The 13,465-nt window shown below is 71.3% G+C and carries 13 protein-coding genes and 1 pseudogene; 5 read left to right on the forward strand and 9 right to left on the reverse strand.

All coding sequences use genetic code 11. From position 1 onward, the window contains the following. Positions 1-188 precede the first annotated feature (188 nt). From GA0070216_RS35040 to GA0070216_RS23225, 9 genes are all read right to left on the reverse strand, one after another. A complete protein-coding gene (locus tag GA0070216_RS35040) occupies positions 189-431 on the reverse strand; it encodes a hypothetical protein (RefSeq protein WP_218108265.1) in 243 nt (80 codons plus the stop codon). Then, on the reverse strand, positions 428-598 hold the full coding sequence (locus GA0070216_RS35045) for a hypothetical protein (RefSeq protein ID WP_218108266.1): 171 nt from the start codon (positions 596-598) through the stop codon (positions 428-430). The genes GA0070216_RS35040 and GA0070216_RS35045 overlap by 4 nt, the downstream gene beginning before the upstream one ends. A gap of 124 nt (positions 599-722) precedes the next feature. After that, positions 723-1,592, reverse strand: a complete 870-nt coding sequence (locus tag GA0070216_RS23190) for a DUF6745 domain-containing protein (RefSeq protein ID WP_091250101.1) — start codon at positions 1,590-1,592, stop codon at positions 723-725. Between the two features lie 95 nt (positions 1,593-1,687). Further along, the gene (locus GA0070216_RS23195) at positions 1,688-2,398 is read right to left on the reverse strand and encodes a glycosyltransferase family 2 protein (RefSeq protein WP_218108267.1); all 711 of its coding nucleotides are present in this window, start codon (positions 2,396-2,398) and stop codon (positions 1,688-1,690) included. Positions 2,399-2,403: 5 nt separating this feature from the next. Further along, positions 2,404-3,030: an SAM-dependent methyltransferase gene (locus GA0070216_RS23200; RefSeq protein ID WP_091250108.1), complete on the reverse strand. Its 627-nt coding sequence runs from the start codon at positions 3,028-3,030 to the stop codon at positions 2,404-2,406. Beyond that, complete coding sequence (locus tag GA0070216_RS23205; RefSeq protein WP_091250111.1) at positions 3,027-3,764, reverse strand: PIG-L deacetylase family protein; 738 nt, start codon at positions 3,762-3,764, stop codon at positions 3,027-3,029. Before GA0070216_RS23205 ends, GA0070216_RS23200 begins: the two co-directional genes overlap by 4 nt. Continuing rightward, on the reverse strand, positions 3,758-4,720 hold the full coding sequence (locus GA0070216_RS23210) for an acyl-CoA dehydrogenase family protein (protein WP_091250114.1): 963 nt from the start codon (positions 4,718-4,720) through the stop codon (positions 3,758-3,760). Before GA0070216_RS23210 ends, GA0070216_RS23205 begins: the two co-directional genes overlap by 7 nt. Before the next feature lie 324 nt (positions 4,721-5,044). Continuing rightward, entirely contained in the window at positions 5,045-6,697 is a 1,653-nt protein-coding gene (locus GA0070216_RS23220; RefSeq protein ID WP_091250120.1) for an ABC-F family ATP-binding cassette domain-containing protein, read from the reverse strand. 88 nt (positions 6,698-6,785) lie between these two features. Further along, positions 6,786-8,333 (reverse strand): ABC-F family ATP-binding cassette domain-containing protein, encoded by a 1,548-nt coding sequence (locus tag GA0070216_RS23225; protein ID WP_245722660.1) that lies wholly within the window; start codon positions 8,331-8,333, stop codon positions 6,786-6,788. 185 nt (positions 8,334-8,518) lie between these two features. On the opposite strand from GA0070216_RS23225, the gene GA0070216_RS36200 reads away from it, so the two are divergent. The 5 genes and pseudogenes from GA0070216_RS36200 to GA0070216_RS23245 all read left to right on the forward strand — a co-directional run bounded on the left by GA0070216_RS36200 (position 8,519) and on the right by GA0070216_RS23245 (position 13,394). Continuing rightward, on the forward strand, positions 8,519-8,653 hold the full coding sequence (locus GA0070216_RS36200; RefSeq protein WP_281190458.1) for a hypothetical protein: 135 nt from the start codon (positions 8,519-8,521) through the stop codon (positions 8,651-8,653). Positions 8,654-8,699: 46 nt separating this feature from the next. Further along, positions 8,700-9,317 (forward strand): annotated as a pseudogene (locus tag GA0070216_RS23230) (PQQ-dependent sugar dehydrogenase); the annotation flags it as partial. A gap of 1,430 nt (positions 9,318-10,747) precedes the next feature. Then, positions 10,748-11,581, forward strand: a complete 834-nt coding sequence (locus GA0070216_RS23235) for a CPBP family intramembrane glutamic endopeptidase (protein WP_091250127.1) — start codon at positions 10,748-10,750, stop codon at positions 11,579-11,581. Beyond that, positions 11,581-12,738: a sensor histidine kinase gene (locus GA0070216_RS23240; RefSeq protein ID WP_091250130.1), complete on the forward strand. Its 1,158-nt coding sequence runs from the start codon at positions 11,581-11,583 to the stop codon at positions 12,736-12,738. Before GA0070216_RS23235 ends, GA0070216_RS23240 begins: the two co-directional genes overlap by 1 nt. Then, entirely contained in the window at positions 12,735-13,394 is a 660-nt protein-coding gene (locus GA0070216_RS23245) for a response regulator (RefSeq protein WP_091250132.1), read from the forward strand. Before GA0070216_RS23240 ends, GA0070216_RS23245 begins: the two co-directional genes overlap by 4 nt. Positions 13,395-13,465 lie beyond the last annotated feature (71 nt).

Consider the following 13,465-nt stretch of genomic DNA (forward strand, 5'->3'; position numbering starts at 1 on the left):
AACAGCGGACCCCTCGACCCGATCACCCAGGGTGACCGGGGCGCCTACCGGCAGAAACGGCGACCGGCCCCGACGGCGGTGTCAGCTATAGGACAGTTGATTGTGTAGTCCGATCACCGACCAAATATGGGCAGGTCAGCGATGTGCCCATTCAGTAGGGATAGTCAGCACTGAGGCCGTATGTGACCTCAGCCCGTGGTGCTGTCGTGCGCGTCCGCGAGAGAACTGTCCGTGCGGCCGCCGACGCCGGCGGCACCGGCGCCCGTGCGGTCTTCGCCGTGCGCCCACAGCAGATCGGCCGCGTCGACACCCCGCCGCGACAGGCTGCCGGCGACGCCCGCCGCGACCGCCCCTGCCGACAGTCCTTCGGCGGACTCGGGCCAGCGGTGCGCCACCAGTGGGTCGTACCGGACCTTCGTCGCGATCTTCACGCCCGCCCGCCCGGACGCGCCTGTAGCCGCGCCCCGATCACCCGCTCACTCGCCCCGCCGACACCGGCCGGATCGGACCAGAACGCATAACAGTTGGCGCTGTCGAGCCACTCCCCGCCAACGTCCACGAACCTGTCCAGCAGCGCGAACGCACGATCCTGGTCCACCGTCGTGCCGTTGTCGGGGAGCCTGTCGGCAGCGCCCCCGTCCCGGTGTTCCCGCCACACCGACTGCAGGTGCGGTGCGCCGGCCGGGACCGTGGACTGCCTGTCCCGGCCGGCACACCGCACCTCACCTGCTCAGGAGCGGTTGCCAGCCGTCGCGGTAGCACACGCCGCGAGGCTGGAGCCGGAACTGGTCGTGCACCGTTGCGGCGACCGGCTCGGTGCGGATCTCCCGAGGGCGGTCCACCACGACGCAGACGTCCTCGCCGGGCCACCACCAGCCGCAGGAGCGGGCCAGGTCGGCCCAGGCGGTGACGTGTTCGGTTTCGTCCGGACCGTAGCTGGCCAGGCCGAGTCGATGCAGCACGTCGTAGTAGGCGATCCAGGACGCGTCCTGCTGCCCGTACCAGCACACGGGTACCGCAGCGCCGCCGGCCAGAGCGCCGCGCACGGGCAGGTAGAACCCGTGCGCGAGGCTGCGGTGCAACGCCGTACGGATGCCCTGGTGCAGCACGACAGCCAGGGGGACACCGCTGTCGAGCGCGTGTGACGGCGTCAGTTCGGGCCAGGGCTGTCTGGTCCTGCCCGTGCGCCCGGGGGACAGTTCGGGGTCGGGGTGGGTGACGCCCGCGCCCAGCGCACCGCGCAGCCGGGAGACGATCATGGCGAGATCGCTGGCCAGCGGTGGTGTCCGGCGGGGCCGGGGGTCCCGGATCTGTTCGTAGAGCTGATCGAGGGTGGGCCAGCCGGTGATCAGGGGACGTGCCGCGTCCGGCGAGTCGACCCAGACGAACCGAGGTCGCGGCCGGGACACCCGGGCGTAGAGGGCGGTCAGGCACCGCTCGGCGGTCACCCGGTCGGCCGGCTGCGTGGACAGGGCGTGATCGAGCCACACCTGGCGGTTCCGGGTCGCCTGCTGCCACAGGTCGTGCGGGTCGCGGTGGGAAGCGGCCTGCGGAGTTTTCGCGGCGGCGTCGCGCCGCGCGGGGGCGCTCACCGCGCCAGGGCGTCGCCGCCCTTCCGGTACGAGATCATGCGACGACTATCGCCCGCCACGCGCCGCCGGTGCAAGGCAATTCGCCACGCCCCCGTTCACCCGCCGCACGGTGCCCGCTCAGGCTCCACCGGCACGGACCGCAGACCGGTTTCGAGGGCGTCGAGGTAGCCGGCGAAGCCGTGCGGGGCCCGGCCGTGGCGGCGGGCGCTGGTCCGCACCGCGCAACCGGCGTCGGTGACGACCCGCATGGCATGCCGCCGACCACGCTCGACGAGGTCGTGGTCCTCGCCGTGGCGCAGGTCGGCGAATCCGCCCAGCCGCTCGTAGGCGGTGGCGGCACAGCCCAGGTTCGCACCGTGGACGTGCCGGTGGCCGGCACCGGTCAGACCCTGTCGGTACCGGTCCTCGAAACGTTCCCGGACCTGCGTGGAGCGGGGCGCCCAGTCGGTGACCCGCACGGTCCCGACCAGCAGGTCGGTGCCGGCCCGGGCGTGGCGCAGCTGCCAGCCGCCCCACCGTCGGGGCACCCGGCTGTCCGCGTCGGTGGTGGCGAGCCACAGCCCCTGCGGGCCGTGCCGCAGCGCGTGCGCCATGCCGGCGGCGCGTGCCCGGCCGACGTTACGGGCCCGCACCGTCAGCACGACGGCACCGAGACGCTCGGCGACGCTGGCCGTGGCGTCCCGGCAGTCATCGGCCACCACGATCACCTCCGCGCGCACCGGCAGGTGACGCAGCGAGTCGAGGACGGAGTGCAGACAGCCGGGCAGCAGTGCCTGCTCGTCGTGGGCGGGCACCACGACCGCCATCCGGTTCACCACAGGCCGTCGGCCTGGGCGACGGATCTGGCCGGCGGCGGCACCCGGAGGAACACGTCGAGGAGGAAGTCCGCCTCCTCGTGCCGTGCCGTCCGCGCCAGGCCGTCCACGCCGTCGAGCAGCCGGTGCACCTCGTCGCCACCACGTACGTGCTCGGCCACCGCGGGCCGCCAGTGCACGGCCACGAGCGTGCCGCCGGGTGCGAGCGAGTCCACCGTCCGGGCCACCAGCCGATCCCACCCGGCGTCGTCGAAGTAGTAACCCAGCTCGGAGAGCACGATCAGGTCGAAACGGTCGTCCGCCACGGCCGGCCACTCGTCGGGAACACTCATCCGCTCCACCCGTACGTGCGGCTGGTCCGCCAGCCGCCGCCGGGCACTCGCCACCGCCGCCGCGGCGATGTCGACCGCCAGCAACCGGTCGCACCGCAGGGCGAGACGGCGGGTGAGCATGCCTGTCGAACATCCCGGTTCGAATGCCGACCGGTAACGCCGACGCGGCAGACAGGCCACCGTCACGTCGTGCTTTCGCTGGTCGTACCAGCGGGTCTCGAAACCCCACGGGTCCTCGGCCCCGGCATACATGCCGTCGAAATAGTCGGCCGGCGTGCCGCGTGCGGTCATGGTAGGAACACCGTTTCGTAGGAACGCGCGAAGCGTGCGAGAACGTGCGGGGGAAGGATCGCCGCGTCGGCGGGCGTCGGCCCGAGCGGCGACACCTGGCTACGGAAGGCGTCGATCGCGTCCCGCTTGGCCGATCTGGCCGCCCCGGTCAGGTCGACCCGGCGCGCCCGGTGCCACGGCACGTCGGGATGGTCCGGCCCGGCCCAGTGCCACATCCACACGGGGAACTCCAGCAGTGTCGCCCCCGTACGCCGGCAGGCGACCGCAGCCGCCCGCCCGACCGCCTCGTGGTCCGGGTGTCCGTCGCCGCGCCACGTCGTGACACACCACCGGCCCGGTGCCAGCCGGGTGGTCAACGCGTCGGTGAGCGCCGCTTCGTCGACGCCACCGTCGGGATGCCCGAGATGCGCGATGGCGGCGGGGACGACCCCGAGCAGCCCGCAGGCGGTGACCGTCTCGGCCCGCCGGATCGCGGCCAGCACCGCCCGCGAGTGGACCGTGGAATCCGGATGCGAGGCCTCGCCGTCGGTGACGACCGCGATCTCGACACCGCCGGCGAGCATCGCGACCAGGCCACCGACGCCGAGCACCTCGTCATCGGGATGCGGGGCGACGACCAACGGCGGCACCGTCCGCGCCCGGTCGTCCAGCGCCAGTACGGGCCACCCGGCCGGCGCGGGCCACGCACCCCAGGTGCCCTCGTCGGTGCCCGCGTCGACGATCGGCCTCACCATCCGGGGTCTCCGACCGCCGCCACCAGTTCACCGAGATGGGCCAGGTCCGCCTCCGCGTGGCTCTGCCGCAGATACACCGTCAGGTCGGCGACCCGCCGGGCGTGGTGGGCGTCCTGGCACAACGGGCCCGCCCCCAGCGCCCGGCCGACCCGGTCGACGACGGCGGTGGCGGCCGCCTCGACGGTGGCACGCACCTGGTGCGCCAACCGGTCCGCGTCCCCGGTGGGCTTCGCGTCGATCTCGTCGGCGGCGGCGAACAGGACGGCGCGGGCGGCGGTCAGCACCGCGTCGACCGCCCCGAGGTGCGCCATGGCGTGCGGACTGAGGCGACGGTGCCGCGCCGCGTCGTACAGGGTGTCGGCGACCCCGACCGCACCGCCGTACCAGCACGCCGCCACCCCCAGCCCGCCGTGCCAGAAACCCGGCCGCGCCGTATAGCTGCCAGGCCCACCCACCGCAAGAGCGGTCACGCCGTCGAAGCTGACGGTGCGGCTGTCGCTGGCGGTCATACCGACAGCGGGCCAGGTGTCGGCCAACGGGGTGACCCCGGCAGCGTCGACCTCGATCACGAACAGCCGGACACCGTCGCCGGCAGTCGCGGTGACCAGGGCCCGGGACAGCAGACCCGCCCCGGAGCACCACGGCCGGCGACCGGTCAACCGCCACCGGCCGCCGTCCCGGGTCGCGGTGACCGAAGCCGGCACAGCCGCCCAGACACCCCACAGCTCGCGACACCACCCCGGATCGATCGTCGCGTCGAGTTCGGCGAGGATCGCCAGGGCATCGGCGTGCCCCTCCCCCAACCGGGCCAGCGCCACATCGGCACGGCCGAGTTCGACGAAGCGCAGGAACCGCTCACCCGTCCGCCCGCCGCCGGGCAGCGGCAGGTCGAGAAGCCCGGCGTGCACGGCCGACCGGAACGCCGTCCCCGGGTCCTCGCCTCCGGGGGTCACCATCGGATCTCCGCCACCTGGGACGGTCTGCCGGAGCGCACCGGGTGGCTCCCGGACCGGCCCGACCCGTCGCCGACCACGGGCAACGTCTCCGGGCGGCCGAGCGTCATCGTGCACCTCCGTACGGGCGACCTGCGGCCCGCGCGGGTCGCCGCCGGAAGATGCCCTTCTTGCTCGGGGTGAAACATGGCCTGGCCCACACCGCCGCGCGTGCCACCTCTGCACGTCGTCCGGCGGGTGTCGTCCGACCGCACCCGTCCGAGCCTGGCCCCGATGGCGCAGACGCCGCCGACACCCGGCCCGAACCTGCCACCGCCGACGACGCGGCTATCCCTGACCGGCGTCGACGCGGACCCGGTCGTCGGTGTCCAGCCGCACCACGCGCCCGGCCTCCAGGGCGAGTTCGCCGCCCCGCCACCGCTCGTGCAGCATCCGGTCGTGCGAGACCACGACGATCGCCCCGGTGTAGACCGCGAGGGCCGCCTCGAACTCCTCGACCAGCGCCAGGGACAGATGGTTCGTCGGCTCGTCGAGCAGCAGGAGCTCCGCGTCCTGATCCAGCAGGCGGGCCAGCGCGAGCCGACGCCGTTGCCCCACCGACAACGCCCCGACCGGGGTACGGAAGTCGGCCGGCCGGAACAGCCCGAGTGACCGCAGGCGTTCCCCGTGCTCCTCGACGGTGCCCACCCGCCCCTGGCCGAAAGCGACCAGGAGACTGACGTCCGCACGGGGCGAAGGCACGTCCTGGGGCAGGTACCCGATCCGACCGTGGCGGTCGATCGTGCCCCGGTCCGGGCGCAGCCGACCCGACGCCACCTCGAGCAGGGTGGACTTCCCCGCCCCGTTGGGGCCCGACACCAGCAGCCGCTGGCCGGCGTGCAGCACCAGTTCGTCCACGTCGAGCCGCCCGTCGACCCGTACGTCGCGCAGTTCCAGCACCGGCCCCTCGCGGTCGCCGGCGTCCCACGGCGCGTGCAGGTGCAACGGCTCGGGCGGCTCGGGCACCGGGTCGGCCCGCAGCCGTTCGAGCCGCTCGGCCGCGCTCCGGACCCGGGTGGAGATGGACTCCTGCACCCGCCTGCCGTCGCCGTTGTACTTGCACTTGTTGTGGTCCTTGATCGCCCGGCCGGGTGCCACCCGGTAGGCGGTGGTCGCGCCCCACTCCGTCCAGTGCGCGATCTCACCCACCCACTGCGCGTACGCCTGCTCCCAGCGCTGCCGGGCGGCGCGCTTCTCGGCGAGATAGCTGGCGTAGCCGTTTCCGTACCGGTGCACCGTCCGCCGGTCCCCGTCGACCTCGATGATCGCGGTGGCGACCCGCTCCAGCAGCAGCCGGTCGTGGGTGACGACCACGACCGTGCCGTGGTGGCTCCGCAACCGGTTCTCCAACCAGGACACCGCCTGCTGGTCGAGGTCGTTCGTCGGCTCGTCGAGCAGCAGCAGCTCCGGTTCGGCGGAGAGCACCCCGGCCAGTGCGAGCCGGGCGAGCTGACCACCGGAGAGCGTGCCGAGCCGACGGTCCCGGTCGAGGTCGCCGATGTCGAGTCTGGACATGGCCGACTCGACCCTGGCGTCGGCACGATATCCGTCGCGCAGTTCGAAGGCCGTACGCAGTGTGCTGTAGTCGGCCATCCGCTCGGTCGAGGCGGACCCGAGTTCCCGCTCGGCGACGGCGATCCGCCGTTCCAGATCGCGGATCTCGCCGAGCGCGGCATCGATCGCGTCGCCGACGGTCGAGTCGTCCGGCAGGTCGACCACCTGTCCCAGGTGCCCCACCCCGCCGTCCGCCAGCACGATGACCTCCCCGTCGTCCGGATGATCCCGGCCCGCGATCAACCGCAGGAGCGTGGACTTGCCGGAGCCGTTCTCCCCCACGATGCCGACCCGCTCGCCGGGCGCGATGGTGAAGGAGACGGCATCGAACACGCGGCGGTGGGCGAACGACCTGCTGACGTCCCGGAGCGTGAGCTGAGCTGACATGGAAACCTCCGATCGCCGGGCGCGGAGGACCGACAATCCCGCGTTCAGGAACCGAACGGGGTGTGCTCCGCGCGCGAGGGTTGTCGATTCAGACGATCTTGCCGCTGACCAGGGAGAGCTCGGCGCCTTTCCAGCCGCGCCGCAGCCAGCGGTCGTGCGAGGCCACGACCACCGCACCGGCTGCCGTCCGCAGCGCGTCCTCCAGCTCCTCGACCAGGCTCAGCGAGAGATGGTTGGTCGGTTCGTCCAGCAACAGCACGTCCGGTGGGGTGGCCACCAGCAGCGCGAGCGCCAGCCGCCGCCGCTGCCCGACGGAGAGGTGACCGAGCGGGCGGTCGACGTCGCCCGGAGCCAGCAGACCGAGCCGCGCCAGCGACACCGCGTCGGCCCCGGCCGCCGCGTCGTACACCTGCCGCGCGGTCAGTTCGTCATCGGGGAAGTCGACCTCCTGCTCCAGCAGGCCGACCTTGACGCCGCCGGCCCGCCGCACCTCCCCGCCGTCCGGAGTGAGACGACCGGCGATCACCTGCAACAGGGTGGACTTGCCGGCGCCGTTCGGGCCGGTGACCATCAGGCGCTCCGAGGTGGACAGATCGAGCCGGTCGATGCTCAGCCGTCCGCCCACCGGCACTCCGGACAACGACACCGCGATCCGCTCGCCCGTCGGCAGACCGGTGAGCTTCGCCGCGAAGGTCAGCGGCGCCGGGGGTCTGCGCACCTGGTCCCGGGTCAACTCGTCCAGGCGTTGCTGGGCGTTGCGCACCCGCCGGGAGATCTGCCGTTGCACCCGGCCGCCGTGCCGGTCGTACCCGATCTTGTTGTTGTCCTTGATGGTCCGCGCGTGGTTGACCGCCCGCGCGGTGGTCCGCACGGCCTCCCGGAGTTCTTCGAGCTCCTCCTGCTCGGCCGCGTACTGCTCCTCCCAGCGGATCCGCTCCCGACGCTTGGCCGCCAGGTATCCGGTGTACGCGCCGCCATAGCGGGTCACCGTGCTGCGCGTCGGGTCCAGGTCGACGATGTCGGTGCAGACCTCGTCCAGAAACAGCCGGTCGTGCGAGGCGACGACGACCACCCCGGGCAGCCCGCGCAACCGCTGCTCCAGGAAACCGACCGCCTCGTCGTCGAGGTGGTTCGTCGGTTCGTCGAGCAGCATCGCCTGCGGCTGCCGGATCAGCAGGGCGGCGAGACCCAGTCGGGAGCGCTGGCCGCCGGAGAGCGTGGCGAGCGGTCGCCACCGCTCCGTGTCGGCCAGCCCGAGCCCGGCCAGCACGAGTGCGGCACGTCGGTCGGCGTCCCAGAGGTCGTGGTCCTGCGCCCACTCCAGCAGGTCGCCGTAGGCGGTGAGCACGTCGGCGTCGTCCGGCCGCCGTTCCAGCTCCCCGGTGAGCTGCACCAACCTGGTCCGGGCGGCCCGCAGCCCGGCGAGCGAGTCGTCGATGACGTCCTGCACCGCCGCATCCGGCGCGAACGGCAACTCCTGCCACAGGAAACCGCAGTCGGCCGGGCGTTGCACCTCGCCGGCGTCGGGCTCCTCCACCCCGGCCAGCAGCCGCAGCAACGTCGACTTTCCGACGCCGTTCTCCCCCACCAGACCGATCCGCTGGCCCGGGGACGCGGACAGCGACGTCCCGTCCAAGACCTGCCGGTCAGCATAGGATTTCGCCACATCACGGGCACACAAGAAGACACTGTCTGACACTTGGACACCTGCCACCAGAAAAGATCGAACCTGAAAGGCGATTCGTATCCGTTTGCCCGTGCGGGCGTCCCCTGATCAGGCAGGGTCGCCGCAGGCACGAGCGGGGCGGGTGTCAGTAGATCATGAAACTGATCGTACCGTCGCACCTACCGACCGTCAACGACCGGCATCGGCGGCAGTACCGCCCCGCCGAGACCGCCCGCGAACGCACCAGCAACCGCGGCAACCCCGACGAGGGCCCCGACCACTCGTCGTAGGCCACGTCTTCGACCGCCACCCCGCGTCTTCCCGGTCAGCTCCGCACTGCTACTCGTGGCCGCCGCCGGGCTGGTCGCCCTCGGCAGCCCGACCCCCGCCCAGGCGCACACCATCAACCCCACCGACTTCCAGCAGGTCACCTTGGCCAAGGGGGTGGTCGAGGTCGGCGAGCCGATGACCATCGCGGTGCTGCCCGACCGGTCGGTGTTGCACACCGCCCGTAACGGCACGCTGCGGCGCACCGATGCGGCCGGCACCACCACCGTGGTGGGCACGATCCCCGTCTACACCCACGACGAGGAGGGCCTCCAGGGCGTCGGGGTGGACCCGAGCTTCACCACCAACCGGCACGTCTACCTGTACTACGCCCCGCCGCTGTCCACCCCCGCCGGGGACGCCCCGGCCACCGGCACGGACTTCTCCGCCTGGCAGGGCGTGAACCGGCTGTCCCGGTTCACCCTCAACGCCAACTGGACGCTGAACACGTCCAGCCAGGTCACCATCCTGGACGTGCCAGCCGACCGGGGCATCCGCTGCCACGTCGGCGGGGACATCGACTTCGACACCGCCGGGAACCTGTACCTGTCGACCGGTGACGACAGCAACCCGTTCGACTCCGCCGGGTACGCGCCGATTGACGAGCGAACCAACCGTAACCCGGCGTAGGGCAACCGCCTCCCCCCATCAAACACCACAAAACCTGAACCTGATTCCCGACAAGCCCAGCCTAGAGGAGCCACGATGGCGAATATCCTACAATTAAGGACAGCATTAGCAATAAACTTGATACCACTATTCCAAAAAGAGCGCCGCGCCCATAGAGTACCGTCTTGTCACTTCTAGTTAACAACCAACCCGCAACCAGGACCGCCGGCACCACAAGGCAACCGGTAGATGCGAAATAGAACGTCCATTCAGGAGGGTCGTCTGATCCCACCCAGAGCGCATTGGCAGCAAGCGTTCCGCATACCAGTTGCAACCCCCACGCGAAGAAGGCGCCGGTCAGATACTTGGCAAATCGCGACCTCAATGCGAAACTCCCCATCCACTCCGTCATTCCTTAACCTAGATTCTCAACCACATGACCAGTAACCCGATTGACAGATCACCCGATGCCTCCGACCAATAGCCACGGTATAGCTCCAGGTGCTCCTGGCCATGGGGGACATCACTTCGACACCACGAGCAACCTTTCCCATCTCCGATGAATAACCACGATATCCGAAATCGAGGAGCTCAGGCTCCGTGAACTGACGCCCCCCACCTTGCCTTACCGGCAACTGACTCTTTAAGTCCTTCATACGATAAGCCATCGCAGTTATGCCAAGCGCAGGAGAGTCACGGATACCCTCCCAATGACTCCCCTCGAACACGTCGGGATGAGCAGCCGCAATCATCTCAAAGGTAGCAGCATCCATATTGACAATTCCAATGGAAGCCGATCTCCCTGCCCAGGAACCCCTGCGTTCATCTGCACACTATGCAGAAGAGCGCAAATACTCCGACCAACCATACCCAGACAGACCCTGCTCTCCAACATCAATGTTGCCAATACGCCCCTGGGGTCGAGATCCAGCTTGTTAGACAGGTCAATAACGTACGGAGCATAGTAAGCCGGGTCATTCGGATCACCGCCCCTGTTGCATGGGATAAACTTGGCCTCGAAACAAGAGGGGTAACCCTTGCCATCACCCTTAAGGTTAAATCCCTTGTTCGAATCATCGCACTTCCCAGCGGAGTGGATACCGCTGTTGCTGGTGTGGCCCCGACGCGGTCCACTTCGCCGAACCGGACAAGAACTGGCAGCCGGACGAGTGCCCCACCGCACCCTGATCCACCGCCCGGCGGGCGGCGCGCGCCCACCTCAGCTCAGGCCCCCGTCGGGCAGGGTCTCCCCCGGCAGCGAACCCACCTGCTCAGCACCGGTCGCCGACGTCGTACGCAACCGGCCTGGCTCTGCGCGACGCCAGGCTTGTCCCCCGCGAGAGCTACCCGCAGGTGTCCACCGCACGGTGACGATTCCCGGCCCGTGAATCCCTAGCGTTCCCGGTGACCGCGGCACTCCGGCCGCGCACCTCGCAAAGGAACCCGTCATGCGTGTGTTGAAGCAGGTCCTGGCCGTCGCGGCCGCCGGTCTCGTCGGCAGCCGGGCCGTCGCGGCGGTGCAGGACGACCCCTGGCTCACCCTGCTCCTCGGCACGGCGACCGCCGTGGCCGCGCTCCTCGCGTACCAATGGGTGGTGCGCCGTACCGAACGACGGGACGTCACGGAACTGGCCCGGGCCGGCGCCGGCACCCGGATCGTCCGGGGAACGTTGGTCGGGTTCGCCATGTTCGCCGCCGTCATCGTCACCATCGCCCTGCTGGGCGGCTACCACGTGCACGGCCTGGGATCGGTGACCGGCGTGGTGGGACTGTTCGGGTTCATGGCGGCCGCGGCCGTGACCGAGGAGTTGCTCTTCCGGGGCCTGCTGTTCCGCCTCGTCGAGGAACGCCTCGGGACCTGGCTGTCGCTGCTGGTGACCGGTGTGCTGTTCGGCCTGATCCACCTGGCCAACCCCGACGCGAGCGTGTGGGGCGCGACCGCCATCACGATCGAGGCGGGCTTCATGCTCGCCGCCTGCTACGCCGCCACCCGCACCCTGTGGGTGCCGATCGGGCTGCACTTCGGGTGGAACTTCGCCGCCGGGGGGATCTTCAGCGTCGTGGTCTCCGGCAACGGCGAGTCGAAGGGACTGCTGGATGCCACCATGTCGGGCCCGACGCTGCTCAGCGGCGGTGACTTCGGGCCGGAGGCCAGCCTGTACACGGTGCTGGCGGGGCTGGCGCTGACCGTGGTGTTCCTGGGGCTGGCCCACCGCCGGGGCCGCATCGTCCCGCGTCGCCGCCCGGTCGACGCGCCGGCGGCAGACGTTACCGTCTCCTGATGGTCGACCTGCGGACGCTTACGGACCGGTGGCGGCGCTGGCCCGTCACGGTCCGGGACCTCCCGCTGGCGCTGCTGATCGCCCTCGCCTGCGCGCCGGTGCCGGTGCTGCAGGACCGCAGCACGCAACTCGGCGACCTGCCCGGCCGTCCGTTCGACGCGCTGGCCGTGGTGGCGATCACCCTGGAGTGCCTTCCGCTGGCCGTCCGCCGGCGATGGCCCGGGAGCTGCCTCGCCCTGGTGTCCCTCGGCTTCGCCATCGACCAGGTGCGCGCCTACCACACGGTCGCGGGCGCCGCGCTGGCCGTCGCGTTGCTGAGCGCCGGCGTCCACCTGGAACGTCGTCGGCGCACCACCCTGGTCGTGGGCTCCGCCGCGTACGTCGCCCTGGCCGTCGCCCTGCACCGGCAGGGGTCGGCGGAGGGCCTGGGTGGTTTCCTCACCTTCTACCTGGCGTTGGCCCTCGCCTGGGGGGCCGGTGCCTGGCTGCGGCAGAGCCGGGCCGCCGAGGCCGAGCGCCGCCAGCGGGCCGCCGCGGCCGCCCGGGCCACCGAACGCGCCCGCATCGCCGGTGAACTGCACGACGTCGTGACCCACCACGTGACGGCGATGGTCGTGCAGGCCGAGGCGGCGCGCTACCTGACGGCCGCCCCGGACCGCCTCGACACCACCCTCACCGCCATCAGCGACACCGGCCGGCGTGCCATCACCGACCTGCGGACCCTGCTCGACCTGCTCCACCCCGACCACGACGCCGACCCGCGCGTGCCGTCCGTCGGGGAGCTGACCGCGCTGGTCGAGCAGACCCGGCAGGCCGGGCAGCCGGTGCAGTTCACCCAGGAAGGCCGCCGGGCAGAACATGTCGGCAGCGCGGAGGCCGCCGCCTACCGGGTCGTGCAGGAGGCGCTGACGAACGCCCTGAAGTACGCCCACGGCAGCCGCACCGCCGTGCACGTCCACCACGGGAAGAGGGAGATCACGGTGGAGGTCAGCACCGACGGCCCGGGTACGCACCCCGCAGGCCCGGGCGGGAGCGGACGCGGCCTGGCCGGGCTGCGCGAACGCGTCACCGTCCTCGGCGGCGAGTTCAGCGCGCAGCGCCGGAACGGTGACGGCTTCGTCGTCCGGGCCCGCATCCCCACCGGTGACGCGTCGTGACCGCGCCGATCCGGGTGCTGGTCTGCGACGACCAGGCGCTGATCCGTACCGGCTTCGCCACGATCATCGGCGCTCAACCCGACCTGGCGGTGGTGGGCGAGTGCGGAAACGGGCGCGAGGCGGTCGACCTCGCCGGCCGACTGCGCCCGGACGTGGTGGTGATGGACGTCCGGATGCCGGTCCTCGACGGCATCGCGGCGACCCGACTGCTGGCCGGTGTCGGGGCGGCCCACCCGGTCAAGGTGCTCGTGGTGACGACGTTCAACCTCGACGAGTACGTCTACGAGGCGCTGCGCGCCGGAGCGAGCGGCTTCCTACTCAAGGACGCCCCACCGGCGCAGCTGCTGCACGGCATCCGCACCATCGCCGGCGGGGCCGCGCTGCTGGCGCCCGAGGTGACCCGGCAGCTCGTCGGCCGGTACGCGGCACGCATCCGTCCCGCCGAGGGCACGCCGAACGACGTGGGACTTACCCGTCGCGAGTTGGAGGTGCTGCGCCTGATCGCCGACGGCCTGTCCAACGGAGAGATCGCGGCCCGGCTGGTGATCAGTCAGGAGACCGTCAAGACGTACGTGTCGCGCATCCTCACCAAACTCGACCTCCGCGACCGCGTGCAGGCGGTGGTGTACGCGTACCGGACCGGGTTGGTGACCTGAACACGGTCAGCCGACACCCATCGCCCGCACTCGCACCGACACTGCGCCCGGACCGCCCGCCGCACCGCGAG

The organism is Micromonospora matsumotoense, assembly GCF_900091525.1.
GTDB classification, from domain to species: Bacteria; Actinomycetota; Actinomycetes; order Mycobacteriales; family Micromonosporaceae; genus Micromonospora; species Micromonospora matsumotoensis.